At 66.0% G+C, this 24,948-nt stretch carries 21 protein-coding genes; 7 read left to right on the top strand and 14 right to left on the bottom strand.

The window, feature by feature from the left end:
- Positions 1-82 precede the first annotated feature (82 nt).
- Positions 83-715 carry a lytic transglycosylase domain-containing protein gene (locus WKW82_RS07450; RefSeq protein WP_422823444.1) on the top strand — a complete coding sequence of 211 codons (633 nt, stop codon included), beginning with the start codon at positions 83-85 and terminating at the stop codon, positions 713-715.
- Here WKW82_RS07450 and paeA read toward each other — a convergent pair.
- The 7 genes from paeA to hemA form a co-directional block, all read right to left on the bottom strand.
- A complete protein-coding gene (paeA, locus tag WKW82_RS07445) occupies positions 704-2,005 on the bottom strand; it encodes a polyamine export protein PaeA (RefSeq protein ID WP_340341636.1) in 1,302 nt (433 codons plus the stop codon). The two genes, WKW82_RS07450 and paeA, sit on opposite strands and share 12 nt — an antisense overlap.
- A gap of 216 nt (positions 2,006-2,221) precedes the next feature.
- Complete coding sequence (locus WKW82_RS07440; protein ID WP_340341635.1) at positions 2,222-3,217, bottom strand: AAA family ATPase; 996 nt, start codon at positions 3,215-3,217, stop codon at positions 2,222-2,224.
- A gap of 133 nt (positions 3,218-3,350) precedes the next feature.
- Positions 3,351-3,854 carry a cupin domain-containing protein gene (locus WKW82_RS07435; protein ID WP_340341634.1) on the bottom strand — a complete coding sequence of 168 codons (504 nt, stop codon included), beginning with the start codon at positions 3,852-3,854 and terminating at the stop codon, positions 3,351-3,353.
- Between the two features lie 15 nt (positions 3,855-3,869).
- Positions 3,870-4,193, bottom strand: coding sequence for a Grx4 family monothiol glutaredoxin (grxD, locus tag WKW82_RS07430; RefSeq protein ID WP_340341633.1), 324 nt, complete (start codon positions 4,191-4,193; stop codon positions 3,870-3,872).
- A 34-nt stretch (positions 4,194-4,227) separates the two neighbouring features.
- Positions 4,228-5,061, bottom strand: coding sequence for a peptide chain release factor N(5)-glutamine methyltransferase (gene prmC, locus WKW82_RS07425; protein ID WP_340341632.1), 834 nt, complete (start codon positions 5,059-5,061; stop codon positions 4,228-4,230).
- On the bottom strand, positions 5,061-6,152 hold the full coding sequence (prfA, locus tag WKW82_RS07420) for a peptide chain release factor 1 (RefSeq protein WP_340341631.1): 1,092 nt from the start codon (positions 6,150-6,152) through the stop codon (positions 5,061-5,063). The genes prmC and prfA overlap by 1 nt, the downstream gene beginning before the upstream one ends.
- Before the next feature lie 170 nt (positions 6,153-6,322).
- On the bottom strand, positions 6,323-7,594 hold the full coding sequence (gene hemA / locus WKW82_RS07415; RefSeq protein WP_340341630.1) for a glutamyl-tRNA reductase: 1,272 nt from the start codon (positions 7,592-7,594) through the stop codon (positions 6,323-6,325).
- A 69-nt stretch (positions 7,595-7,663) separates the two neighbouring features.
- On the opposite strand from hemA, the gene WKW82_RS07410 reads away from it, so the two are divergent.
- Complete coding sequence (locus WKW82_RS07410) at positions 7,664-7,942, top strand: hypothetical protein (RefSeq protein ID WP_340341629.1); 279 nt, start codon at positions 7,664-7,666, stop codon at positions 7,940-7,942.
- 181 nt (positions 7,943-8,123) lie between these two features.
- Here WKW82_RS07410 and WKW82_RS07405 read toward each other — a convergent pair whose 3' ends face one another.
- The 6 genes from WKW82_RS07405 to ugpB all read right to left on the bottom strand — a co-directional run bounded on the left by WKW82_RS07405 (position 8,124) and on the right by ugpB (position 15,573).
- Positions 8,124-10,628: a DUF3772 domain-containing protein gene (locus tag WKW82_RS07405; RefSeq protein ID WP_340341628.1), complete on the bottom strand. Its 2,505-nt coding sequence runs from the start codon at positions 10,626-10,628 to the stop codon at positions 8,124-8,126.
- A 42-nt stretch (positions 10,629-10,670) separates the two neighbouring features.
- A complete protein-coding gene (ugpQ, locus tag WKW82_RS07400) occupies positions 10,671-11,408 on the bottom strand; it encodes a glycerophosphodiester phosphodiesterase (RefSeq protein ID WP_340341627.1) in 738 nt (245 codons plus the stop codon).
- Between the two features lie 4 nt (positions 11,409-11,412).
- Positions 11,413-12,420: a sn-glycerol-3-phosphate ABC transporter ATP-binding protein UgpC gene (gene ugpC / locus WKW82_RS07395; RefSeq protein ID WP_340341626.1), complete on the bottom strand. Its 1,008-nt coding sequence runs from the start codon at positions 12,418-12,420 to the stop codon at positions 11,413-11,415.
- Positions 12,421-12,429: 9 nt separating this feature from the next.
- Positions 12,430-13,281, bottom strand: a complete 852-nt coding sequence (gene ugpE / locus WKW82_RS07390) for a sn-glycerol-3-phosphate ABC transporter permease UgpE (protein WP_340341625.1) — start codon at positions 13,279-13,281, stop codon at positions 12,430-12,432.
- A gap of 26 nt (positions 13,282-13,307) precedes the next feature.
- Positions 13,308-14,189 carry a sn-glycerol-3-phosphate ABC transporter permease UgpA gene (ugpA, locus tag WKW82_RS07385; protein ID WP_340341624.1) on the bottom strand — a complete coding sequence of 294 codons (882 nt, stop codon included), beginning with the start codon at positions 14,187-14,189 and terminating at the stop codon, positions 13,308-13,310.
- Positions 14,190-14,262: 73 nt separating this feature from the next.
- Positions 14,263-15,573, bottom strand: a complete 1,311-nt coding sequence (ugpB, locus tag WKW82_RS07380) for a sn-glycerol-3-phosphate ABC transporter substrate-binding protein UgpB (RefSeq protein ID WP_340341623.1) — start codon at positions 15,571-15,573, stop codon at positions 14,263-14,265.
- Positions 15,574-15,751: 178 nt separating this feature from the next.
- On the opposite strand from ugpB, the gene serA reads away from it, so the two are divergent.
- Both serA and WKW82_RS07370 read left to right on the top strand, forming a co-directional pair.
- On the top strand, positions 15,752-16,981 hold the full coding sequence (serA, locus tag WKW82_RS07375; RefSeq protein WP_340341622.1) for a phosphoglycerate dehydrogenase: 1,230 nt from the start codon (positions 15,752-15,754) through the stop codon (positions 16,979-16,981).
- A gap of 784 nt (positions 16,982-17,765) precedes the next feature.
- The gene (locus WKW82_RS07370) at positions 17,766-21,749 is read left to right on the top strand and encodes a DUF3683 domain-containing protein (RefSeq protein ID WP_340341621.1); all 3,984 of its coding nucleotides are present in this window, start codon (positions 17,766-17,768) and stop codon (positions 21,747-21,749) included.
- Positions 21,750-21,789: 40 nt separating this feature from the next.
- Here WKW82_RS07370 and WKW82_RS07365 read toward each other — a convergent pair whose 3' ends face one another.
- Complete coding sequence (locus WKW82_RS07365) at positions 21,790-22,509, bottom strand: hypothetical protein (RefSeq protein WP_340341620.1); 720 nt, start codon at positions 22,507-22,509, stop codon at positions 21,790-21,792.
- Positions 22,510-22,619: 110 nt separating this feature from the next.
- On the opposite strand from WKW82_RS07365, the gene WKW82_RS07360 reads away from it, so the two are divergent.
- The 3 genes from WKW82_RS07360 to WKW82_RS07350 all read left to right on the top strand — a co-directional run bounded on the left by WKW82_RS07360 (position 22,620) and on the right by WKW82_RS07350 (position 24,907).
- On the top strand, positions 22,620-23,033 hold the full coding sequence (locus tag WKW82_RS07360; protein ID WP_340341619.1) for a gamma-butyrobetaine hydroxylase family protein: 414 nt from the start codon (positions 22,620-22,622) through the stop codon (positions 23,031-23,033).
- Between the two features lie 87 nt (positions 23,034-23,120).
- The gene (gene ubiE, locus WKW82_RS07355; protein WP_340341618.1) at positions 23,121-23,852 is read left to right on the top strand and encodes a bifunctional demethylmenaquinone methyltransferase/2-methoxy-6-polyprenyl-1,4-benzoquinol methylase UbiE; all 732 of its coding nucleotides are present in this window, start codon (positions 23,121-23,123) and stop codon (positions 23,850-23,852) included.
- A 38-nt stretch (positions 23,853-23,890) separates the two neighbouring features.
- Positions 23,891-24,907: a Tim44 domain-containing protein gene (locus WKW82_RS07350; protein WP_340341617.1), complete on the top strand. Its 1,017-nt coding sequence runs from the start codon at positions 23,891-23,893 to the stop codon at positions 24,905-24,907.
- Positions 24,908-24,948: the final 41 nt, after the last annotated feature.

Here is a 24,948-nt window from a genome sequence, read left to right as displayed (position 1 = left end):
CCCGGCCGCTCGGAAGGGGCTCGCATCGCAGCGCGCAGCGCGTAGGTGATCTAGTGCACTTGTCGCCGGAGGTCCATCGGTGATGGTTTCGCGGCGTTCATGTCTGGGCGCCGCGGCAGCCGGTGCGCTGTCGATGACGCTGCCCCGTGCGGCGCTGGCCGGGGCGCAGCTCGAGGAGCCGATGATCGACGCGGTGCGCAATGCCTTGTCGGCGTCCATACACAGCGCCGCGCCGCCGATTCCGGAATTCAACGACACCGCATCGCGGCTGGCTTATCTGCGATGGCTGGGCGAGATGAGCGAGCGGCTGAAGAAGAAAGTGCCGGAGCCGCAGCCGCGCATCGAATTCCTGCAAACGGTCTGGTACGAAACCCGCCGTTCGGCATTGGACGTGAGCCTGGTGCTGGGGCTGATCCAGGTGGAAAGCAACTTCCGCAAGTTCGCCGTGTCCAGTGCGGGCGCGCGCGGGCTGATGCAGGTGATGCCGTTCTGGACCCGCGTGATCGGCGACGGCGACGCGGGACAGTTGTTTCGCATGCAGACCAACCTGCGCTTCGGCTGCGTCATCCTGCGCCATTACCTGGGCCTGGAGAACGGCGACCTATTCCTGGCGCTGGGCCGCTACAACGGCAGCCGGGGCAAGGCGCCGTATCCGAACGCCGTGTTTGCCAACCAGCGGAACTGGAAGTTTGTCGATCGCCCGTCAGTTGATTGAGGCGGTGCCGCGCGTCACCATCACCTGGTCGATGCGGTAGCTGTCCACGTCCATCACTTCGAAGGTGTAGCCGCCCGCCACGACGCGGTCGGTGCGGCGTGGAACGCGGCGCAGCATCACCATCAGGAAGCCGGCCATCGTCTCGTATTCATCGGGATGGGGGAGTGCCTCGATGTCGAGTGCGCGCAGCACGTCCTGGATCGGCGTGACGCCATCGATGAGCCAGGAGTTGTCGTCGCGGCGGATGATCTGTGGCTCTTCGTCCAGTCCGCTGACCAGGTCGCCCATCACGGTGCTCATCACGTCGTTGAGGGTGATGACGCCGACCACCAGGCTGTATTCGTTGACGATGACCGCGAAGTCCTCGTGCGCCTGCTGGAACTGCTCCAGCACCTCGGTGAGCGAGAGGCGGTCGGGCACCACCAGCGCCTTGTGCAGCGGCACGCCCTGGTCGAGCGCGAGAGGCTGGCCGCTCAGCACGCGCTGGAACATGTCCTTGGCATCGACGTAGCCGAGCACATGGTCGATGTCGCCATCGCAGACCGGGTAGGCCGAGAAGGGCTCGGCCACGATGCGAGCGCGCAGCACGGACTCCGGGTCGTCCTTCTGGAACCAGGCGATGCGGTCGCGCGAGGTCATGACGCTGCTGACGAGGCGCGTGTCGAGTTCGAACACGTTGGCGATCACCTGCTGCTCGCGCACGGCCAGCACGCCGGCGCGGGCGCCGGCCTCGGTCATGGCGAGGATGTCGGCGGAAGTGATCTTCTCGTCGCGCTGCAGCGGCATACCGAGAAGCTTGAACAGGCCGTCGGTGCTGCGCGTGAAGAGCCACACCAGCGGCTTGAAGGTGGTGATGAGCACGTTCATCGGTCCCACCATGCGCACGGCCAGGCGCTCGGGGTCGGCCATTCCCAGGCGCTTGGGGAACAGGTCGGCGAACACCAGGAACAGCGAGATCACCACGACGAAGGAACATGCGAAGGCCCAGCGCGCAGCCGCTTCGGGGCTGGTCCATTGCTCGAAGAATTGCACGAACGTGGGAGAGAAGGCACCTTCGCCCACGACGCCGCCGAGGATCGCGACGGCGTTGAGGCCGATCTGCACGACGGTGAAGTAATGGCCGGGCTGTTCCTGCACGCGCAGCACGCGGTCGGCGCGCGCATCGCCTTCGTCGGCCATCTGGCGCAGGCGCAATCGGCGTGACGCGGCGAGGGAAATCTCGGCGAGTGAGAAGAAAGCACTCGCCGCGATGAGGAGGGCGATGAGGATGAGGCTTTGGGTCAGGGACATGGCACGATCTCGGCAGACCGTCGATGGTGCCATGACCTGGGGGGCGCTCTGAACAAGTCCTCCTCCGAGCGTGCATCCCCGGTTCGGGGGGATCTGCGGCGTCGCAACGCCTCGCCATGGCTTCGGCCAAGGCGGGCCAGGGCTGCGGGTGGGACTGTGCGTCCTATACCGAGCCGAGGCGTGGGCGCCCGCGGGACTTGCCCATAACCTCCCCGGCTATTGGACGAATCCCATGCGGCTCTTGTTCGCGGATGCGCGCGGCAGGTCGTCGACCCGCACTTCATCGCGGTGCGCCAGACGTGCGTTGCCGAAGCCGGTCATCAGCGCTCGGCGCATTTCGCGGGGCGCCAGGGTGGCGAGGTGGTCGATGACGTCGTCGGCGGGCTCGGGGTTGAGCAGTCGGCCCCAATCGTGTTCGCCACGGATCGATGCGTAGAGGCTGCGCGCGATCTGGCGGGAGGCCTCGGGCGTGGGGACATCGATCTCGAACACGTTCATGCGGTTGAGGATCGGCTCGGGGATGTTGCGCTCGTCGTTGGCGGTGGTGATCCAGATGACCTGGCTGGCGTCGATGGGGATCTCGGCGAACTCGTCGATGAAGCTGTGGGCGGTGTCGTGCTCGAGCAGGTTGTAGAGGGCGCCGAGCGGGTCGTATTGCGCGTCGGCACCGGCCTTGTCGATCTCGTCGACGACCATGACCGGGTTGGCATATTGACCGTCAACCAGCGTCTCGAACACCTTGCCGGGCTTGGCGCCCTTCCATTGCGAGGACGAGCCCGACAGCAGCCAGCCCGCGGTCATCGAATTCATCGGCACCAGGGACATGCCGGTGCCGAGCAATTCGGCCAGCTTCTTCGCGAAGTGGGTCTTGCCGATGCCCGGCGGGCCGAGCAGGAGCATGGGGGTGACTTCGAGCCCGTCACGGCTGTCCTGCGCGAGGGCCACATGTCGGCGTACGTCGTCGAGGACTTCGGTGAAGTTGGGCAATTGCGCGTAAAGGGCTGCCATCTCGGGCACGCCGCTGGGCTTGACCTGGAAGCGCTCCGGCCCGCGTTCGAGCATGCGCTCGTAGGTGGTGCGGAGGTTTTCGTGGTCCCGATCGGGCAGCTTGGCGAGCTTGCGCTCGACGTCGTGCGTCTGGAACACGCTGCGCAGGTTGGCCACCGGCAGCTGGAATGCGGGGGAAGCGGGGACGAGACTGCGGGAATCCATGAGACACCTCCGGTTTCGAACACTTCGATACAGCAGCATAAGCCGTGCCTGAAGTCGGTGTCTGTCTAAAGTTTCTCGTTTTTGGTTATTTGCGACAGACCCTCCACAGTCGGATGGAGGCCGCGCGTTTCTCCTACACGCCGCCGTGCGGGTGCGTGGGGTCGACCCAGAGCACGGTGTCGGGTTTCTCGACGGGCTCGATGTCGAGGTTGATGGCCACGGCCTGGCCGTCGCTGCGGCACAGCACGCAGTGCAGGGCCTCGGTTTCGCTGGCGTTGATTTCCTGGTGCGGCACGTAAGGCGGTACGTAGATGAAATCGCCAGGGCCGGCTTCGGCGGTGAATTCGAGGCGCTCGCCCCATCGCATGCGGGCCTTGCCGCTCACCACGTAGATCACCGATTCGAGGTGGCCGTGGTGATGGGCGCCGGTCTTGGCGTTCGCATGGATTGTGACGGTGCCGGCCCAGAGCTTCTGCGCGCCGACGCGGGCGAAGTTGATGGCGGCCTTGCGGTCCATGCCCGGCGTCTGGGCGGTGTTGCCGTCGAGCTGGTTGCTAGGGATGACGCGAACGCCGTCGTGCTTCCAGGCGGGTTCCACGCTGTTGTCGTGCGAATGATCGGCGTGGTCGTGGCTCATGCCCGGCCGCCTTGATCAAGCCGTGGCGTTGATGACCTGCTGCAGTTCGCCCGATTCGTACATTTCCATCATGATGTCCGAGCCGCCGATGAACTCGCCCTTGACGTAGAGCTGCGGAATGGTCGGCCATTGGCTGTATTCCTTGATGCCCTGGCGGATGCCGTCGTCTTCCAGCACGTTGACGGTCTTGAGCGACTTGGTGTCGACGCCGACGGCCTTGAGGATCTGGATGGCGCGGCCGGAGAAGCCGCACATGGGGAAGCTGGCATTGCCCTTCATGAAGAGCAGGATGTCGTTGGTCTTGACGAGGTCGTCGATGCGTTGCTGGGCGTCGCTCATGGGCAGGCTCCTTGGATAGGTGGGTTGGGGCGGATTATTTCACCGTGCGCCAGATCGCGCCGGAGCAGCGTGCGATGCCGGCAAGGTCGTCGCGGCTTTGTGCGTTGGCGAAGCCGCGTTCGGTGAGCAGGGCGCGGACGGCGGGGGCCTGGTCGAAGCCGTGTTCGAGCAGGAGCCAGCCGCCGTCGGCGAGGTGGGCGGGGGCCTGCCGGACGATCTGGCGGATGTCGTCGAGGCCGTCGGGGCCGGAGGCGAGTGCGCTCAGGGGTTCGTGCTTCAGGGCGGCGAGGTGGGCGTCGTCGGCGGCGATGTAGGGCGGGTTGGAGACGATGAGGTCGTAGTTCGTGTCCGCGCCGGCCAGCCAGTCGGCTTGGGTGAATCGTACCGGCAGGCCGAGGCGCGTGGCGTTGGCGCGTGCAACTTCCAATGCGTCGGCGCTGGCATCGACCGCATCGACCTTCGCATCGGGGCACGCGTGCTGCAGCGCCAGGGCGATGGCGCCGCTGCCGGTGCCGAGATCGAGCACGCGTGGTGCGGTCGCGGCCGGCATCAGCGACAAGGCCCAATCGACCAGGGTCTCCGTGTCCGGTCGGGGGACCAGCACACGCGCATCGACCTGCAGCGCGAGGCCGTGGAACTCCTTCGCGCCGAGCAGGTATGCGGCTGGCTCGCCGGCGGCGCGACGGGCGCAGAGGGCCTCGAACGATGGCCATGCAGCGGGCGGCAGCGGGTCGGTGTCATGCGAGAGCAGCCATGCGCGCTCATGCACCGGGCGGCCCAGGGCATGCAGCAGCAGCAACTGCGCGTCCAGCCGGTCGACGCCGAGCGTTGCCGCGGCACGCAGCGCGTTGAGGATCGTCATCGGCATCAGGCCGGCAGGGCGGAGGATTCCAGCTCCGCCAGTTGCTCGGCTTCGCGCGCGGCTTGCAAGGCGGCGAGCACTTCGCCAAGGTCGCCTTCCATGATCATCAGCAGCTTGTAGAGCGTGAGGTTGATGCGATGGTCGGTGAGCCGGCCTTGCGGGAAGTTGTAGGTGCGGATGCGGTCGGAGCGGTCGCCGGTGCCGATCAGGCCCTTGCGCTCGGCGGCATCCTTGGCGGCGCGTTCGCTGCGGTCCTTTTCCTGGATGCGGGCGGACAGCACCTGCAGCGCCTTGGCCTTGTTGCGGTGCTGCGAGCGGTCGTCCTGGCACTCGGCCACGATGCCCGTCGGGATGTGCGTGATGCGCACGGCCGAGTCGGTCTTGTTGATGTGCTGGCCGCCGGCGCCGCTGGCGCGGTAGGTGTCGATGCGCAGGTCGGCGGGATTGATCTGTACCGCCACGGCTTCGTCGGGCTCGGCCAGCACGGCGACGGTGCAGGCGCTCGTGTGGATGCGCCCTTGCGTCTCGGTGGCCGGCACGCGCTGCACGCGGTGGCCGCCCGATTCGAAACGCAGCTTGCCGAACACGTCGTCGCCGATCACGCGGATCACGACTTCCTTGAAGCCGCCGAGTTCGCTGGGCGAGTCGCTGACGATCTCGCATCGCCAGCCGGCGCGCTCGCAGTAGCGCGTGTACATGCGCAGCAGGTCGCCGGCGAACAGGGCCGATTCGTCGCCGCCGGTGCCGGCGCGGATTTCGACGAAGGCATTGCGGGAGTCGTCCGGGTCCTTGGGCAGCAGCAGGCGTTGCAACTCGTCTTCGAGCTTCTGCAATTCATCCTCGGCGGAGGTGATTTCTTCCTGCGCCATCTCGGCCATGTCGGGGTCGTCCAGCATCTCGCGCGCGCCGGCCAGTTCGGCCTCGCGCTGCTTGAAGCGCAGGTAGCGCCCGGCGATCTGCGTGACCTGGGCATGCTCCTTCGACAGCACGCGGTACTGGGCCATGTCGGCCATGATGTCTTCGCGCGAGAGCAGGAAGTCGAGTTCTTCGAGGCGCTGGGCGTAGCGGTCGAGTTGCTGGCGGAGGAAGGTTTTCATCGGGTCGGAGAATTCGGTAGCGGGAGCGGGAACGGGAACCGAACGCAGAGGGGGAAGGGTTTCGCAGAAGTCGCAAAAGGATGCAGAGAAATATCTTGGGGGTCCATTTGCGGACTTCTGCGTTCGGCTGTCCGCAATCAGGACGGCGGACGCGTGCGAGCGAAGCGTCGCTAACGCTCTTTGCGCAGGAACAGGCGCGACAGGGTTTGCGCCGTCTGATCGCGTGCGGCGTTGTCGCCTGCGTGCAGTTCGGCCATAGCGCCATGCAGCATCTTTTGCGTCAGCCCGCGCGACAAGGCCTCCAGCACCGTATCGATGTCCTCGCCCTTGGCCAGCAACTTGCGGGCGCGCGCAAGTTCGAGCGTGCGCCATTCGTCGGCCTGGGCATTGAGTTGCTGGATCAGCGGCACCGTGCCGCGCTGGGCCAGCCAGTGCATGAAGCTCTGCACGCCCGCGTCGATGATGACTTCGGCCTGGGCCACGGCCGCCTGCCGGCTGGCCTGGCCTTGTTGAACGACCTGCGCGAGGTCGTCCACGGTGTAGAGATAGATGTCCTCGAGCTTCTGGACTTCAGGCTCGATGTCGCGCGGAACCGCCAGGTCGACCATGAACATCGGGCGGTGCTTGCGCTGCTTGAGCGCGCGCTCCACGGCACCGAGGCCGATCAAGGGCAGCGTGCTCGACGTGCAACTGACGACGATGTCGAACTCGGCCAGGCGGCTCGGCAGTTCGGCCAGGCGCATCGCTTCGCCGCCGAAGCGGGTCGCCAGCTTCTCGCCGCGCTCCAGCGTGCGGTTGGCAACGACGATGGATTTGGGGCGGCGCGCGGCGAAGTGCGTCGCGGCCAAGTCGATCATCTCGCCAGCGCCGACGAACAGCACGCGGGTCTTGGCCAGGTCTTCGAACAACTGGGAGGCAAGCCGCACCGACGCGGCTGCCATGCTGATGGAATGCGCGCCGATCTCGGTTGCCGTACGGACTTCCTTGGCGACGGCGAAGGAACGCTGGAACAACTGGTTGAGCGTGGTGCCGAGGGCGCCGGCGGTTTCGGCGGCGCGCACGGCGTCCTTCATCTGCCCGAGGATCTGAGCCTCGCCGATGACCATCGAATCGAGGCCGCTGGCCACGCGGAACGCGTGGCGCGCGGCTGCGTCGTCATGCAGCGTGTAGGCATGCGAGCGCAGCAGGGCGGGCGCCACGCCGCCGCTTTCGGCCAGCCAGCCGACGGTGTGATCCAGCGCCATGTGCTCGGACGCGCAATAGATCTCGGTGCGGTTGCAGGTGGAGATGATGGCCGCTTCGACCTGCGGGTGCCGGTGGCTGCCGAAGGAGCTGCGCAGGCTGTGCAAGGTGGGGGCGATCTGGTCGAGCGCGAACGCAAAACGACCGCGCAGGTCGAGTGGCGCGGTCGTGTGGTTCAACCCAAGGGCCCAGACAGACATCCGCCGATTATAAAATTTACGGCGACCGCTTGGGCGGCGCCGTCGCCAATTCCTTCATCCACAGCCCGAATGTCCGCGCTCGACCTGCTGAATCATCTGCTGAACTTTGTCGCGCCGGCCTTGTTCGTGGCAGGCGTGCTGGCGCTGCTGTCGCGTTTCCTGGTGCCGAAATCAGCCGAGGCGCCCGCGCTCTGGATGCAGTTCTTGCTCAATCTGCTCGCCGGGATCGGCGTGCTCGGCGGCGGACTCGCGTACTTCGGGCGCGACGGGATGATGGTGACCTATGCGGCGCTGGTGGTCGTTTGCGGCACCGGCCAATGGCTCCTGGCGCAGGGCTGGCGGCGCTGAGAAGTTTCTGCCACGGTCGCCGGTCGCCGGCCTGCGGTGTTGGCTCCGGCATGACAAGCGCTCCGCGCAATTGTCAGCCTCTGCATTTACTTCCTGTGACCCTGCCGGAGTACGGTTCCGCTCTGCGAACCGCACTCCTGGATGGCGCCCTCGCGACGAAATCTTCCCGCCTTCTGGAGCTTCATGACGGCAAGGGCGCCAGCGGGTTCTCCGAAGGCGTGGCCACCGATGGCCGGGCTTCGGTGGCGACCACCATCGTCGGCACCGAAAGCGGCAGGTTCTCCTCGCGCAAGGCATCCAGGATCTCGAAGAGCAGGTCGCTGCGCACGCCGCCCGCGACCCGGGGGCTCGAGACGAATGCAATCGCCTGGAAGATCAGCGCGCCGCCTTCCACGCCTTCCAGCGTGAGCGATGGCGCGGGCGTCGGCAACACCTCCGTGTGCTTGTTGCAGGCGGCCAGCATCAGGGCGCGCACTTTCTTGGCGTCGGTCGACAGCGGCATCGGCAAGCGGATCAGCACGCGGCCCTCGGCATTGGAGAGGGTCATGTTGCGCACGGACTTGGTGATGAATTCCGAGTTGGGGACGATCAGTGTCGATCGGTCCCCCAGCTGGATCTCCGTGGCGCGCACGTTGATGCGCCGCACGTCGCCTTCGGTCGTGCCCAGCACGACCCAGTCTCCCACCTTCACCGGCCGCTCGGCCAGCAGGATCAGTCCCGAGATGAAGTTCTGAACGATCGCCTGCAGGCCGAAACCGATGCCCACCGACAACGCACTGGCGACCCAGGCGATCTTGTTGACGCCGATGCCCAGCGCCGACAGCGAAATCGCCACCACCAGGATGCCACCCACGTAGCCCAGCAAGCGGGTGATCGAGCTCTGCATGCCGGGCGCGAGCGCGGTGCTTGGCAGGTAGCGCAGCGCCAGCCATTGCTTCAGCACCCGCAGCGCGACGAAGCCGGCGAACGCGACGCCGAGCGCGCTGAAGATGGCGCCGGGCTCCAGAACGAATTCGCCGATCTTGAAGCCCGTGCCGAACTGCCCGCCGCGCCGGAACACCTCGTCCGGGCCGCTGCCCAGGGGCGCCGCCAGCGCGACGATCATGTAGAAGAACAGGATGATGCGACTGAGGCCTGAGAGCACCACCGCCGCCTGGTCCAGCGTCTGGGGCTGCAAGCCCAGCGTCCGCTGCAAACGTTGGCCAAAGTTGCTGGTGGAGGAGACGACCGCCGAGAACAGGTCGTCCGCAAACTTGAACAGCACGTAGAACGCCGCGGCGACGATGCCACCCCAGGCCAGTTGCATCGCCAGGAAGCTCGCCATCGCGACATAGCCAACGGCAACGAGCACCCAGATCGCGACCACGACGACCATCACCACGCCCAGCAGCAGCCCGACCCAGATCGGGCGGCTCGCGGAGGCCTCCGCGGCTTCGGGGGGGGCGCCGTCCGGTCCCTGTGCCACGGGCGTTGGCGCAGGCGCTGGCGAAGGCGAAGGCGCGGGCGCCTGGGCATGCGCATGGCCGGGAGCGAGCCGGAACACGATGATCGTGACCAGCGCCGTGAGCACGAGCGCCGTCACGACGTGGGTCGCCAGCACGGCGGCAAAGCTTGCGTCGACGACCGCATTGACCTGGGAGGGCGTCCAGACCACCACGCCGACCAGCGCGATCAGCCAGGGGTAGGAGGCGAGACTCCGGGCCACTGCGTTGCTCATGGGCGGCAGCCGCCAGGACGGCCGCCGGATCGACAGCAGGGCGCGGCCCAGCCCGATCACGAACGCGACGAAGATCGCCGCGGCGACAATGGACTGCGCGACCTTGCGCACCTGGGGCCCGAGGGCGCCGCGCGAATCGAGCACCGAGTGCAGCCACTGCGCCGCAAGCCCCACCAGCAACACGTTGGTGCCGACGATCGCGATCACGAGCAATGAGCGGCGCAGGCGGCCCGCCGGCAGGAACCGGGCGGCCATGCGTACCAGTCCCCATTCCGCAAGCCAGTTGCAGAGCAGGGCCATCAGCACCGCGGCGAGGCAACTCAGCAGGACGGCGGGGCGGTTGTCGGCCCGCATCGCGACCGACGCGCCTTCGCCCCATTCCTGGGCCAACTCGCGCAGGCGCCAGATGTCGTCGGGCCATGCATCGCCGAGGTTCAACCAGAACTGGCCTCCGAAGGGCGAGGGGGCGCGTGCCGTGAGTTGCGCTTGGAACAATTTGCGCCGCTGGGCGACGAGGTCGTTGCCGCGCTGTTCCGCGTCGATGGCCAGCAACCGCGCCAGGCGCACATCGGCGTCGAGGGCGTTGCGCTCCTTGGTCAGCGACGCGCGCTGGCGCGTGATGTCCGGGTCTTCGGTGGTGCCGGGCGCAGTCGGCGCCGCGCCGAGTTCGCCGAGCCGGGCGTTCATGTCGGCCAGCGGTGCCGTGTGGAGCTTGAGGTATTCGTCGACCTGTGCGGCGATCACGTTCGTCTGCGACAGCAGCTGGCGAAGGTCGTCGTTGTTGTCGGCGGTGACCGGGATCTTCGAGAAGTTGGCGCGCAGCTCGGCGATGGTGACTTCCGGTGCCTTGGCGTCGGCAGCGCTGCTTGCCGAGGCTGGCGCGTCGGCGTTGGCACCCTGCGCCAGGGTCGGCAGCAGGATGAATATCGCCAGAAGCGCGGCGCAGCAGCGTGAAAACAACAGGCTCATGGTTCCATCATAGGAGCCCGATGCACGCGTCCTCCCGTGGGACTACCCGATCGGGCTGAAGAGGTCGACCCGGTCGGTGATGATGCCGTTGGTGCCGAGTGCGAGCAGTCGCTCGGCCGCCCACTCGTCGTTCACGGTGTAGCTCAGGGTGCGCATGCCGGCGGCGTGCACGCGCGCCACGGTGTCGGCGTCCCACAGCGCGTGGTTGCAGACGATGGCCACGCAGCCGAGTTGCCGTGCCGCTTCGAACCAGCCGGAGGGCAGCGTGTCGAGCAGCAAGCCGCGTGGCAGGTCCGGCGCGGCGTCGCGGGCCGCGGCCAGTGCGTCGGGCTCGAAGGACGTCAGCAGCGGCGGCGTGTCTGCCTGGGCCCAGAGTTCCGTCGCGCGCTGTGCCACCACTCGGCCGGTGTGCGCGGCAGTGCCGGGCGTGGGCTTGATCTCGATGTTGAGCAGGTGGCCGTTGTGCAGGCAGTAGCGCGCGATGTTGTCGAAGGTCGGGAGCGGCTCGCCGGCGAAAGTGCGCGAATGCCAGCTACCCGCGTCCAGCATCGACAGCTCGGACCACGACCTGTCGCCGCCGGTGCCGTGGCCGCTGGTGGTGCGCTGCAAGGTCGCGTCGTGCATGAGGAAGGGCACGCCGTCGGCGCTGAGCTTCACGTCGCATTCGAACATGCGATAGCCGTGGGCGGCGCCGACGCGGAACGCGGCCAGCGTGTTCTCGGGCGCCAGCTTGCCGGCGCCGCGGTGGGCGATCCAGCGGGGGTAGGGCCACGGATTCATGGGGTCAGGACGCACGCTTGCCCGACCCGGCGTCGAACCAATGCAGCTTGTCCTTGCGCGCCGCGATCTTCACGGTGTCGCCGGCGACGGGCGGATGGTCGGCCTCGTCGGTGCGCATGATGATCTGCTCCTCGCCGATGCGGCCGTAGACCAGGCGCTCGGCGCCGAGCAATTCCACCGATTCCACCTGCACCGTCCAGCCGCTTTCGTCGAGCGACAGGTGCTCCGGGCGGATGCCCAGGATCTGGCCCGGCCGCACGCCGGGCGCGTGTTGCAGCAGGTTCATCGGCGGCGAGCCGATGAAGCTCGCGACGAAGGTGGTGGCCGGGCGGTTGTAGACCTCCTCGGGCGTCGCGAACTGGTCCATCACGCCGCCGTTCATCACGATGATGCGCTGCGCCAGCGTCATTGCCTCGACCTGGTCGTGCGTGACGAACAGCGAGGTGATGCCCAGGTCATGATGCAGCTTCTGGATCTCGATGCGGGTCTGCGCGCGCAGCTTGGCATCCAGGTTGGACAGCGGCTCGTCGAAGAGGAAGACCTGCGGCTGCCGCACGATGGCGCGGCCCATGGCCACGCGCTGGCGCTGGCCGCCCGACAGCTCGCGCGGCTTGCGCTTGAGCAGGTGGCCGAGTTCGAGGATCTTCGCGGCCTTGTCGACGCGCGTCTTGATCTCCGACACCGGCACCTTGGCGATCTTCAAGCCGTAGGCCATGTTGTCGAACACGCTCATGTGCGGATAGAGCGCGTAGTTCTGGAACACCATCGCGATGTCGCGTTCCGAGGGTTCGAGGTCGTTCACCACGCGGTCGCCGATGCGGATCTCGCCGCTGGAGATGTCCTCCAGCCCCGCCACCATGCGCAGCAGCGTGGACTTGCCGCAGCCCGAGGGCCCGACGATGACGATGAACTCGTGGTCGGCGATCTCGGCGCTGACGCCGTGGATGACCTGGTTGGCTTTCGGCCCGTGGCCGTAGCGCTTGATGACGTTGCGAAGGGAGAGGGCTGCCATTGATATCTCTTATTTCTCGGTGTCCACGAGGCCCTTGACGAACCACTTTTGCATCAGCACGACGACCAGCGCCGGCGGGAGCATCGCGAGGATGGCGGTGGCCATGACCACGTTCCATTCGTTCTGCGAATCGCCACCCGCGATGAGACGCTTGATGCCGACCACGATCGGGTACATGTCCTCGCCGGTGGTCGCGAGCAGCGGCCAGAGGTACTGGTTCCAGCCGTAGATGAACTGGATCACGAACAGCGCCGCGATCGAGGTCTTCGACAGCGGCAGCAGCACGTCGAAGAAGAAGCGCATCGGGCTCGCGCCGTCCATGCGCGAGGCTTCGGTCAACTCGTCCGGCACGGTCATGAAGAACTGGCGGAACAGGAAGGTGGCCGTGGCCGAGGCGATCAGCGGGATCGTGAGACCCGCGTAGGTGTTGAGCATGTGCAGGTCCGACAGCACCTTGTACGTCGGCAGGATGCGCACCTCCACCGGCAGCATCAGCGTCACGAAGATCATCCAGAAGCAGGTCTTGCGAAACGGGAACTTGAAGTACACGATGGCAAAAGCCGACAGCAGCGAGATCGAGATCTTGCCGATCGAGATGACCAGCGCCGTCACCAGGCTCACCCACAGCATGTGGGCCACCGGCGCATTGGAGCCAGCGCTCGTCGCACGCCCGAACAGCGCCGACTTGTAGCTGTCCAGCATGTTGCTGCCGGGCAGCAGCGGCATCGGCGCCTGCACGATGTCCTGCGCCGTGTGCGTCGAGGCCACGAAGGCCAGGTAGATCGGGAAGGCGACGATGAAGACGCCGAGCACCATCACGACGTGGGCCAGGATGCCCTTGGAGCCGCGTTTTTCAACCATGAAGGGTCTCCGGTCGATGCTTCATTTCAGTACTGCACTTTCTTTTCGACGTAACGGAACTGGACGATCGTGAGCACGATGACGATCACCATCAGCACCACCGACTGCGCCGCCGAGCCGCCCAGGTCCATCGCCTGGAAGCCGTCGTGGTAGACCTTGTAGACAAGGATGGAGGTGTCCTGCCCGGGCCCGCCGTTGGTCGCCGCGTGCACGATGGCGAAGGTATCGAAGAAGGCATACACCACGTTCATCACCAGCAGAAAGAAGGTGGTGGGCGAAAGCAGCGGGAACTGCACCGTCCAGAAGCGGCGCCACGGGCGCGCGCCGTCGATGGCAGCAGCCTCGATCAGCGACTTGGGGATCGACTGCAGGCCGGCCAGGAAGAACAGGAAGTTGTAGGAGATCTGTTTCCAGATGGCCGCCATGACGATCAGCGTCATCGCGTGGTTCGAGTTCAGCAGGTGGTTCCATTCGAAGCCGAGCTTGCCGAGCGCATAGGCCACCACGCCCAGCGACGGCGAGAACATGAACACCCACAACACGGCCGCCACGGCGGGCGCCACCGCGTAAGGAAGGATCAGCATGGTCTTGTAGAACATGCTGCCGTGCAGGATGCGGTCGGCGAACACCGCGAGAAACAGCGAAAAGCTGATTCCGATGCCGGCCACCAACGCGGAGAAGATCGCCGTGGTCTTGAACGATGCAATGTAGGCCGGGTCCTCGAACAACTGCTTGAAGTTGTCCAGGCCGACGAAGTCGACCGACGTGCCGAACGCGTCCTGTTGCTGCAGCGACTGCAGGATCGCCTGCCCGGCGGGCCAGAAGAAGAACACCACGATGACCGCCATCTGCGGCACGAGCAATGCCCAGGGCAGCCAGCTGGAAGGGAATGTGACGCGTTTTTCCATGGGGCCTCGGAAGAAAAAAAGCCCGCCGGCTGTTGTCGGCGGGCGGGGCGAGTCTACCGGCGTGTCGGAAGGCTCAACCCTTGTTGGCTTTCTGGAATCGTTCCAGCTGTTCGTTGCCGCGCTTCACGATTTCATCCAGCGCTTCCTTGGGTGACTTCTTGCCGTTCCAGACCTGTTCCAGTTCCTCGTCCTCGATCGCGCGGATCTGCACGTAGTTGCCCAGGCGGATGCCCCGGCTCTTGTCGGTGACCTTGCGGATCATCTGCGTCACGGCAACGTCGGTGCCCGGGTTCTCCTTGTAGAAGCCGGACTTCTCGGTGAGTTGGTAGGCGGCCGTGGTGACCGGCAGGTAGCCGGTGCGCTTGTGGCTGGCGGACTGCACTTCAGGCGTCGAGATGAAGCTGAAGAACTTGGCCACGCCCTTGTACTCGGCCGGCTTCTTGCCCGACATCACCCAGAGGCTGGCGCCGCCGATCACGGTGTTCTGCGGTGCGCCGGGCACGTCCTGGTAGTAGGGCAGGGGCGCGAGGCCGTAGGCGAACTTCGCGTTCTTGGCGACGTTGCCGTAGAAGCCGGAGGACGTGTTGATCATGGCGCACTCGCCCGACACGAAGGACGCTTCAGGCACGTTGCCGCGGCCCTTGTAGACGAACAGGCCCTGCTTGGCCATGTTGGCCAGGTTCTCGATGTGGCGAAGATGCAGCGGCGAGTTGACCTTCAGCCGGGCGTCGAGGCCTGCCAAACCGTTGCTCTTGGTGGCGTACTCCACGTTGTGCCAGGCCGAGAAGCTCTCCAGCTGCGTCCAGCCCTGCCAGGCGGTCGTGAACGGGCACTTGTGGCCGGCAGCCTTGAGCTTGGCGGCGGCGTTGACCACCTCGGGCCAGGTCGTCGGCGCCTTGTCGGTCGGCAGGCCGGCGGCCTTGAAGGCGTCCTTGTTGAAATAGAAGATGGTGGTCGAGCTGTTGAACGGGAAGCTCAGCATCTGCCCATTGGGCGCGGTGTAGTACCCGGCCACGGCGGAGATATAGGCGTTGGGGTCGAACTTCTCGCCCGCGTCCTTCATGACCTGGCCGACCGGCACGATCGCGCCCTTGCTGGCCATCATCGTCGCGGTGCCCACTTCGAACACCTGCAGGATGTGTGGTGCACTGCCGGCGCGGAAGGCGGCGATGGACGCGGTCATGGACTCGTCGTAGGTGCCCTTGAAGGTCGGGATGATCTTGTATTCCTTCTGGCTCTCGTTGAACTGCTTGGCCAGGTCGTTCACCCACTCGTTGTTGACGGCGGTCATCGAGTGCCACCACTGGATCTCGGTCTGGGCCTGGGCCGTGCCGGCCACGGTGGCGGCCAGCAACGAGGCGACGGCGAGCGTCTTGAATCGCATGAAAAACTCCTGAGCGGGATGGGGAAAGGCGCGGATGTTAGGGCAACTGCATGACAGTGCCGAGGCGCGTTTGTCGCATGGGCAACGCGGCCGTTCCAAGCGGGGAAACCCTTCGGGACAGTCTTGCGCATGGCCGCACAAGGTGAATGTTGCAGCGCACCATGCTAGCCTTTGGTGCATGAACAAGACCTCCCTGGACAAAAGCAAGATCAAGTTCCTGTTGCTCGAAGGCGTGCATCCGTCGGCGCTCGATGTGATTCGCGGCGCGGGGTATTCGCAGATCGAGACGCTGCCCAAGGCATTGCAGGGCGAGGAGCTCAAGGCCAAGCTCGCAGACGTGCATTTCCTGGGCATCCGCTCGCAGAGCCAACTGACGGCCGACGTGCTGGCGAGTGCGTCGAAGCTGGTGGCGGTCGGGTGCTTCTGCATCGGCACCAATCAGGTGGATCTGAACGCGGCGCGGGAACGGGGTGTGGCGGTGTTCAACGCGCCGTATTCGAATACTCGCTCGGTGGCCGAACTGGTGCTGGCCGAGGCGATCCTGCTGATGCGCGGCATCCCCGAGAAGAACGCGATCTCGCATCGCGGCGGCTGGCTCAAGTCGGCTGCCAATTCGAACGAGATTCGCGGCAAGACGCTGGGCATCGTGGGCTATGGCTCGATCGGCACGCAGTTGTCGGTGCTGGCCGAGGCGCTGGGCATGCAGGTGGCGTTCTACGACGTGGTGAGCAAGCTGCCGCTGGGCAACGCGCGCCAGGTCGCCGATCTGCATGAGCTGCTGGGCCAGAGCGACGTGGTGACGTTGCATGTGCCGGAGCTGCCGTCGACGAAGTGGATGATCGGCGCGGCGGAGATCGCCGCGATGAAGCCGGCCAGCGTGCTGATCAACGCGGCGCGCGGCTCGGTGGTGGTGATCGAGGCGCTGGCCGAGGCGATCAAGGCGAAGAAGCTGCGCGGCGCGGCGATCGACGTGTTCCCGGTCGAGCCGGGCAGCAACAACGAGGAGTTCCAGTCGCCGTTGCGCGGGCTGGACAACGTGATCCTGACGCCGCACGTCGGCGGCTCGACGGCGGAGGCGCAGGCCAACATCGGGCTGGAAGTGGCCGAGAAGCTGGTGAAGTACAGCGACAACGGGACCTCGACGTCTTCCGTCAACTTCCCCGAAGTCGCGCTGCCGGCGCATCCGGGCAAGCATCGGCTGCTGCACATCCATGCGAACGTGCCGGGCGTGCTGTCGGCGATCAACCAGGTGTTTGCGGACAACCAGATCAACATTTCCTCGCAGTATCTGCAGACGAACGAGAAGGTGGGGTATGTGGTGATCGACATCGATGCGGAGTCGTCGGATCTGGCGTTGGAGAAGCTCGCGCAGGTTCCGGGGACGATTCGGAGTCGCGTGCTGTTCTAAGCGTTTTGGGGTCTGAGGTGCGCCGGCGGTCGGCATGCGGTACGGGCCGGCCGACCCTACTGCGCAGGTCGCTTCGCGACTCCCCTGCAGTGCTCGCGTTCGGCGGGGTCCACATGAACTCGCTTCGCTCAAACAGCATGTGGCCCTGATCCGCCAAACGCTGCGCGCTTCGGCTGCGCAGAAGGGATCGACCAACCCGCACCGCATACCGCCCGCCGCCGTGGACACGCGAGTGGTCGTCGTGCCAACGCCATTCGTCGCCGGAGACGGCTGTGGGTCGTCCTCCAAACATCACCGCGGCAGTCAGGCTGTCGGTCTTCTTCAACCGTCCACCGCAGCAGACGACCTGTTGGACTCCTCCAAACATCCGCTGCAGCAAGCAGGCTCTTGGTCTTCCTCCCTCTCCCTCTGGGAGAGGGCCGGGGTGAGGGCAGCCACCCTCCCACAGGGGGCGAGGGCGACCACCCACCCCCAAGCCCGGTACGCGGTGCGGGTCGGGCGATCCCTTCTGCGCCGCCGAGCAGCGCAGCGTTTCGCGGATCAGGGCTGGCGATTGTCTGAGCGAAGCGAGTTCGAGCCAGACCCCGCGAGACGCGAGCAGCGCAGGGCAGCCCCGCAGGGGCCGGCGCAGTAGGGTCGGTCGGCCCGTACCGCGTACCGGGCGCTCTCCGCAGCGGAGAAAAGCACCTTAAACCACCCCAGCCGCAAAGCCCAAGCCCCCTGACCTAAAATCATCGGCCCCCTGGTTGGTGGGCGCGCTGCGCCCGACCGAGGCACCTCCCCGATGAATGCTCCGACCGCGTTGACCGCGTTGTTGTCGCAGGCCGAAGAGCCCGTGCGACTCCGCGAGATCCCGTACAACTACACCAGTTTTTCCGACCGCGAAATCGTGATCCGCCTGCTCGGCGCGCGCGGCTGGGAATTGCTGCAAGTCCTCCGCAGCGAGCGCCGCACCGGTCGCTCGGCCCGCATGCTCTATGAAGTGCTGGGCGACATCTGGGTCGTGCAGCGCAATCCTTACCTCGTCGACGACCTGCTCGACAATCCGCGCCGGCGCGGTCAGCTGGTCGACGCGCTGAACCATCGGCTCACCGAAGTCGGCAAGCGCCGCACGCCCGATGTCGATGCGCAGCGCGATGCGTTGGTCGGCGAACTGGCCGGCCTTGTCTCGCAGGCCATTGCCACTTTCGACCTCATGTTCCGCGACGTCGCCGCGCTGCGCCGCAAGGCCACGCGCGCCTTCCGCCGGCTCACAGCCAAGGACAACATCAAGTTCGACGGGCTGTCGCGCGTGTCCCACGTCACCGATGCCACCGACTGGCGCGTGGAATACCCCTTCGTCGTGCTGTGCCCCGACACCGAGGCCGAGATGGCCTTGCTGGTCAAGGGCTGCATCGAGCTGGGCCTGACCATCATCCCGCGCGGCGGCGGCACCGGCTACACCGGCGGCGCGATCCCGCTGACCTGGAACAGCGCGGTCATCAACACCGAAAAGCTCGAGGCCATGACCGAGGTCGAGATGGTCTCGCTGCCGGGTCTCGATCAGCCCGTGCCGACGATCTGGTCCGAGGCCGGCGTCGTCACCCAGCGCGTCGCCGATGCAGCCGAGCGTGCAGGCTTCGTCTTCGCGGTCGACCCGACCTCGGCGGAAGCCTCTTGCGTCGGCGGCAATGTCGCCATGAACGCCGGCGGCAAGAAGGCCGTGCTGTGGGGCACTGCGCTCGACAACCTTGCCTCCTGGCGCATGGTCACGCCGCAGGCCGAATGGCTCGAAGTCACGCGCATTGGCCACAACCTCGGCAAGATCCACGACGCCGAAAGCGCTGTCTTCGAACTGCAGTACTTCGCCGCCGACGGCAAGACGAAGCTGCGCACCGAGCGCCTGGAAATCGCCGGCAAGACCTTCCGCAAGGAAGGCCTCGGCAAGGACGTGACGGACAAGTTCCTCTCTGGCCTGCCGGGCATCCAGAAGGAGGGCTGCGACGGCCTCATCACGAGCTGCCGCTGGGTCGTGCACCGCATGCCGGCGCACACGCGCACCGTGTGCCTGGAGTTCTTCGGCAATGCCAAGGACGCGGTGCCGAGCATCGTCGAGATCAAGGACTTCATGTTCGCCGAGCAGAAGCGCTCGGGCGTGCTGCTGGCCGGCCTGGAGCATTTGGACGACCGCTACCTGAAGGCGGTCGGTTACGCCACCAAGTCGAAGAAGCACGGTGGCGGCCTGCCGAAGATGGTGCTGTTCGGCGACATCGCTGGCGACAACGCCGACGACGTGGCGCGCGTCACCTCGGAAGTGGTGCGCATCGCCAATTCGCGCAGCGGCGAAGGCTTCATCGCGATCAGCCCGGAGGCGCGCAAGAAGTTCTGGCTCGACCGCAAGCGCACCGCCGCCATCAGCCGCCACACCAACGCCTTCAAGATCAACGAAGACGTGGTGATCCCGCTGCCGCGCATGGCCGAGTACACCGACGGCATCGAGCGCATCAACATCGAGCTGAGCCTGCAGAACAAGCTGGCCTTTGCGGAGGCGCTGGAAGCCTTCTTCGAGCGAGGCAACCTGCCACTCGGCAAGACCGACGATGCCAACGACATTCCCTCGGCCGAACTGTTGGAGGACCGCGTGGCGCAGGCGACCGCGCTGGTGCAGGAGGTGCGTTCGTTGTGGGCGGAGTGGCTGCGCGATGTCGACACGCTGTTCCCGCAACTGCAGGACCACACGCTGCGCGCCAGCTGGAAGACGCAGATCCGCACGCCGCTGCAGCAGATCTTCGCGGGCGCCGAATTCGCGCCGATCCTGGACGAGGTCAACGCCATTCACCAGCGCGTGCTGAAGGGCCGCGTCTGGGTCGCGCTGCACATGCATGCGGGCGACGGCAACGTGCACACCAACATCCCGGTCAACAGCGACAACTACGAGATGCTGCAAACCGCCCATGCGGCGGTCGTGCGGATCATGGCGCTGGCGAGGTCGTTGGACGGGGTGATTTCGGGCGAGCACGGCATTGGGATCACGAAGCTGGAGTTCCTGAGCGATGAGGAACTGCAGCCGTTCATGGACTACAAGAAGAAGGTCGATCCTGAGGGCCGGTTCAACAAGGGAAAGCTCCAGCGCAGCCCCTCACCCCAACCCTCTCCCGCAGGCGGGAGAGGGAGTGACTTGTCCCCCACCATCAGCGGGAGAGGCAGTGACTCACTCCCTCTCCCGCTCGCGGGAGAGGGCAGGGGTGAGGGCGCCTTGCTACACGCCGACCTCACCAACGCCTATACCCCCAGCTTCGGCCTCATGGGCCATGAGTCGCTGATCATGCAGCAGAGCGACATCGGCGCCATCGCCGACAGCGTCAAGGACTGCCTGCGCTGCGGCAAGTGCAAACCGGTGTGTGCGACGCATGTGCCACGCGCCAACCTGCTCTATTCACCGCGCAACAAGATCCTCGCGACCTCGCTGCTGGTCGAGGCCTTCCTCTACGAAGAGCAGACGCGCCGCGGCATCAGCATCAAGCACTGGGAAGAGTTCGAGGACGTGGCCGACCACTGCACCGTGTGCCACAAGTGCCTCACGCCGTGTCCGGTCAAGATCGACTTCGGCGACGTGTCGATGAACATGCGCAACCTGCTGCGCAAGATGGGCCAGAAGTCCTTCCGCCCCGGCAATGCGGCGGCGATGCTGTTCCTCAACGCGACCAACCCGCAGACCATCAAGGCCATGCGAACCGGCATGGTCGACATCGGCTTCAAGGCGCAGCGCCTGGCCAATGACCTGCTGCGCGGTCTCGCGAAGAAACAGACCGCCGCGCCGCCCGCCACGCTGGGCCCCGCGCCGATCAAGGAACAGGTCATCCACTTCATCAACAAGAAGATGCCGGGTGGTCTGCCGAAGAAGACGGCGCGCGCGCTGCTGGACATCGAGGATGCCGACTACGTGCCGATCATCCGCAACCCGAAGGCGACCACGGCCGAGACCGAGGCCGTCTTCTACTTCCCCGGTTGCGGCTCCGAGCGCCTGTTCTCGCAGGTCGGCCTGGCGACGCAAGCCATGCTCTGGCATGCCGGCGTGCAAACCGTGCTGCCCCCGGGCTACCTCTGCTGCGGCTACCCACAGCGCGGCAGCGGCCAATTCGACAAGGCCGAGAAGATGATCACCGACAACCGCGTGCTCTTCCACCGCGTCGCCAACACGCTGAACTACCTGGACATCAAGACGGTGGTGGTGAGCTGTGGCACCTGCTACGACCAGTTGCAGGGCTACCAGTTCGACAAGATCTTCCCGGGCTGCCGGATCATCGACATCCACGAGTACCTGCTCGAAAAGGGCATCATGCTGGACGCGTCCCAAGGCGCGGGCTACCTGTACCACGACCCCTGCCACAGCCCGATGAAGCTGCAGGACCCGATGAAGACGGTGAAGGCGCTGGTCGGCGACAACGTGCTCAAGAACGACCGCTGCTGCGGCGAATCCGGCACGCTGGGCGTCACGCGGCCCGACATCTCGACCCAGATCCGCTTCCGCAAGGAAGAAGAACTGAAGAAGGGCGAAGCCGCCTTGCGCGACACCGGCAAGGTCGGCGCGAAGGACAACGTGAAGATCCTCACCAGCTGCCCGAGCTGCCTGCAAGGCCTGAGCCGCTACGGCAACGACCTGAACAACGGCCTGCTCGAAGCCGACTACATCGTGGTCGAGATGGCCAACAAGATCCTGGGCGACAACTGGCTGCCGGAGTACGTCGCCGCCGCCAACCACGGCGGCATCGAGCGGGTGCTGGTGTAACGCAGGCAACAGGCCGCGCGCCGCTCCGGCGGGACGCGGCTCAGCGCTGAGCCTGTTGCTGTGACCGTGTCCCGCAGAGCTTTAGGAATTCCGCACTGAACCGGACCTGCGCGGTGATACGGTTTCCGGCCGGCGCGCCTGGCGTGCAGATCGCGTCGAGTTCACGTTGCGCTTCGCGATGTCCGCCGCTGGCTGCGTGCGCCAGCAGACGAACGGCCTCGAAAGGTACTCCGCCGGACGTTGGCACGGCGGTGGCCGCGGTGGCGCCGGCGGGTGCGGGCGTCGATGGCTTCTCGTTCAGGGTCCGGCCGGTGCCCGAGCTGCTCGGCGCGCGTTCAAGGGCTGTGAAATCGCCCGTGCGACCGGCCCGTTCGACCATCCGCTGGTAGTCGCTCATCATCGCCGCCGTGTCTCGCGGGGTCAGGTCCCTGGCGGGCTTGTTCAAGTAGGCCGCGACCTCGGGCGGCAATGCCGCATTCACGGCGCTGTATTCCCCGGCGGTTCGGGCGCCGGTACGCGCCACATCGTCGGCCAGACCCGCCGTGGTGCCCGCGCCGCGCGCCGCAACCTGGGCCGCGCCCTCGGCCCCGACAACGCCGACGGCCGCACCCTTGCCGACGGTGCCCGCGGCCTTGCCGGCACTGCCAAGCTTGGCCAGTGCGCCCCAGAAGGCATGGGCCGGGGCGGGCAAGGCGAGGGCGCCCGCGAGTGCAAGCGCAGCCAGCGGGGCGCGTTGGCGGAAGCGGTGAAGAAGATTCATTGTTCAATGTTAAGAAGGCTTGTTGTGTTCGCGCATGGGCCTGTTCCATGCCGGAATTGACAACCGCGGCATACTGCGCAGGCCCTTCACTTTCGACAAACGACCCATCCATGGCAGGCCTGCAATCCGGCGCACCGACGCCGCAATCGATCACCGTGCATGGCGCGTCGCGCGTGCTGGAAATCGGCTTCTCCGACGGCGCGACCTTCCGCATCCCCTTCGAACTGATGCGCATCAACTCGCCATCCGCCGAGGTGAAAGGTCACGGTCCCGGGCAGGAAGTGCTGCAGACCGGCAAGCGCGACGTGACCCTGGTGGAACTGGAGCCGGTCGGCAACTACGCAGTCAAGCCGGTCTTCAGCGATGGTCACGACACCGGCATCTACTCGTGGGACCTGCTCTATGAACTGGGCTCGAAACAGTCGCAGTTGTGGGCCGACTACGAAGCGCGCTTGAAGGCGGCCGGCGTCGACCGCGACGCCCCGATGGTCGAAAAGGGCGGCCACGGATGCGCTTCACATTGAGACTTCAGGGTCATCGCCAGAGCTAATTCCCGCCGGCTGGGCGGGTCGTTGGCTTGATATGGGCACTTACGCCCTAACATCGGGCGCATGAGTACAACCCATTTCGGCTTTGAATCGGTCGAAGAGAAAGACAAGGCTACGCGCGTTCGCGGCGTGTTCGACTCGGTCGCATCCCGCTATGACGTCATGAACGACCTCATGTCGGCGGGCCTGCATCGCGCCTGGAAGGCCTACACGGTCATGGTCGCCAACGTGGGCGAAGGCTCCAAGGTCCTGGACATCGCTGGCGGCACGGGTGACCTTGCGCTGGCGTTTGCCAAGAAGGTGGGCGCCAGCGGCCAGGTGGTGCACACCGACATCAACGAAGCCATGCTGCGCACCGGCCGTGACCGCCTGCTCGATGCCGGCGTGGCACTGCCGACGATGGTCTGCGATGCCGAGAAGCTCCCCTTCCCCGACAACCACTTCGACGTGGTCACGGTCGCCTTCGGCCTGCGCAACATGACCCACAAGGACGTGGCGCTCAAGGAAATGAACCGCGTGCTCAAGCCCCGCGGCAAGCTGCTGGTGCTGGAATTCTCGAAGGTTGCCAAGCCGCTGGCCAAGGCCTACGACTGGTATTCGTTCAATGTGCTGCCGCGGCTCGGCAAGCTGGTGGCGGGCGACGACGCAAGCTACCGCTACCTGGCCGAATCGATCCGCATGCATCCGGGGCAGGAGCAGTTGAAGTCCCTCATGAAAGAGGGCGGTTTCGGTCATGTGGACTATCACAACATGACGGGCGGCGTGGCCGCCCTGCATGTTGGAATCAAGTGTTGAAGCATCAGCCGTTGATCGGCATTTACAGAGGAGACGTCATGAAAAGATTTGGAGCGGTCTTGCTGGTTTGCGCGATGGCGCTGGTCAGCGTGCAGGCCGAAGCAGCCCGCATGGGTGGTGGCAAGTCGGTGGGTCGCCAGTCCAACAATGTCACGCAACGCGAGGCTGCGGCACCGGCTGCGCCAGCGCAGAACGTGACCAACAACGCCTCCGCGGCGAAGCCGGCAACGCCTGCAGCGACGCCACCCGCCGCGGCGCCCAAGCGTCCCTGGATGGGCATGTTGGGTGGCTTGGCTGCCGGCCTTGGCCTTGCATGGCTGGCAAGTTCATTGGGTCTGGGCGCCGCCTTCGGCAACATCCTGCTGATTGGCCTGCTGATTCTGGCGGCAGTCGTCGTGTGGCGCATCTTCGCGGCACGTTCGCGATCCGGGGCTGCGCGTTCAGGTGGCTTGGCCTTCGAAGGGGCAGGCGGTCCCGGCAATGTCGGCGCGCCGGTGCAGTACAAGCCTGCGAATGTCGGCAACGATGCCTCGGCACGTCCGTGGGAACAGCCGCAGGGCGCGACGTTCGACGCCACGCCGACGCATGGCTCCTCGATGGCCGGCGCGGCGGGTGCGGCGGGCGGCAGCATGATCGGGTCGGCGCTCGCTGGCTCGCAGAACTGGGGCATCCCGGACGGCTTCGACACCGAAGGATTCCTTGTCGCGGCCAAGCGCAATTTCGTGACGCTGCAGGACGCCTGGGATCGGAATGACCTCGGCATGCTGCGCTCGATGATGACGGACACCATGCTCGGCGAAATTCGCATGCAACTGGCCGAGCGCGAAACCCACACGGGCGGCCAGCCGAACAAGACCGAAGTCGTCATGCTCGACGCCAAGCTCCTCGGCATCGAAGAAATGCCGGACGTGTACCTCGCCAGCGTCGAGTTCTCGGGGATGATCCGCGAGGACGCTTCCGCCGGTCCGAGCCCGTTCCGCGAAGTGTGGAACATGAGCAAGCCCACGAGCGGCCAGGGCGGCTGGCTGGTGGCTGGCGTGCAAGCGCTGCAATAAGCGCCCACCTGCCGGCTTCGGCGCCGGCAGAACCAATCAAT

The organism is Variovorax rhizosphaerae, assembly GCF_037889975.1.
GTDB classification, from domain to species: domain Bacteria; phylum Pseudomonadota; class Gammaproteobacteria; order Burkholderiales; family Burkholderiaceae_C; genus Variovorax; species Variovorax rhizosphaerae.
The sequence above is the reverse complement of the archived record's forward strand: the minus strand, read 5'-3'. Positions and strand labels throughout refer to the sequence as shown.

Coding starts and splice junctions, on each gene's coding strand:
- ugpQ (WP_340341627.1), bottom strand. CDS start 11,408: ATGAATCCGTGGCCCTACCCCCGCTGGATCGCCCACCGCGGCGCCGGC.
- serA (WP_340341622.1), top strand. CDS start 15,752: ATGAACAAGACCTCCCTGGACAAAAGCAAGATCAAGTTCCTGTTGCTC.
- prmC (WP_340341632.1), bottom strand. CDS start 5,061: ATGCCGATGACGATCCTCAACGCGCTGCGTGCCGCGGCAACGCTCGGC.
- ugpE (WP_340341625.1), bottom strand. CDS start 13,281: ATGGTTGAAAAACGCGGCTCCAAGGGCATCCTGGCCCACGTCGTGATG.
- grxD (WP_340341633.1), bottom strand. CDS start 4,193: ATGAGCGACGCCCAGCAACGCATCGACGACCTCGTCAAGACCAACGAC.
- WKW82_RS07370 (WP_340341621.1), top strand. CDS start 17,766: ATGAATGCTCCGACCGCGTTGACCGCGTTGTTGTCGCAGGCCGAAGAG.
- WKW82_RS07350 (WP_340341617.1), top strand. CDS start 23,891: ATGAAAAGATTTGGAGCGGTCTTGCTGGTTTGCGCGATGGCGCTGGTC.
- WKW82_RS07450 (WP_422823444.1), top strand. CDS start 83: ATGGTTTCGCGGCGTTCATGTCTGGGCGCCGCGGCAGCCGGTGCGCTG.
- ugpC (WP_340341626.1), bottom strand. CDS start 12,420: ATGGCAGCCCTCTCCCTTCGCAACGTCATCAAGCGCTACGGCCACGGG.
- WKW82_RS07440 (WP_340341635.1), bottom strand. CDS start 3,217: ATGGATTCCCGCAGTCTCGTCCCCGCTTCCCCCGCATTCCAGCTGCCG.
- WKW82_RS07405 (WP_340341628.1), bottom strand. CDS start 10,628: ATGAGCCTGTTGTTTTCACGCTGCTGCGCCGCGCTTCTGGCGATATTC.
- hemA (WP_340341630.1), bottom strand. CDS start 7,594: ATGTCTGTCTGGGCCCTTGGGTTGAACCACACGACCGCGCCACTCGAC.
- WKW82_RS07360 (WP_340341619.1), top strand. CDS start 22,620: ATGGCAGGCCTGCAATCCGGCGCACCGACGCCGCAATCGATCACCGTG.
- ugpA (WP_340341624.1), bottom strand. CDS start 14,189: ATGGAAAAACGCGTCACATTCCCTTCCAGCTGGCTGCCCTGGGCATTG.
- WKW82_RS07365 (WP_340341620.1), bottom strand. CDS start 22,509: ATGAATCTTCTTCACCGCTTCCGCCAACGCGCCCCGCTGGCTGCGCTT.
- WKW82_RS07435 (WP_340341634.1), bottom strand. CDS start 3,854: ATGAGCCACGACCACGCCGATCATTCGCACGACAACAGCGTGGAACCC.
- ubiE (WP_340341618.1), top strand. CDS start 23,121: ATGAGTACAACCCATTTCGGCTTTGAATCGGTCGAAGAGAAAGACAAG.
- prfA (WP_340341631.1), bottom strand. CDS start 6,152: ATGAAAACCTTCCTCCGCCAGCAACTCGACCGCTACGCCCAGCGCCTC.
- paeA (WP_340341636.1), bottom strand. CDS start 2,005: ATGTCCCTGACCCAAAGCCTCATCCTCATCGCCCTCCTCATCGCGGCG.
- WKW82_RS07410 (WP_340341629.1), top strand. CDS start 7,664: ATGTCCGCGCTCGACCTGCTGAATCATCTGCTGAACTTTGTCGCGCCG.
- ugpB (WP_340341623.1), bottom strand. CDS start 15,573: ATGCGATTCAAGACGCTCGCCGTCGCCTCGTTGCTGGCCGCCACCGTG.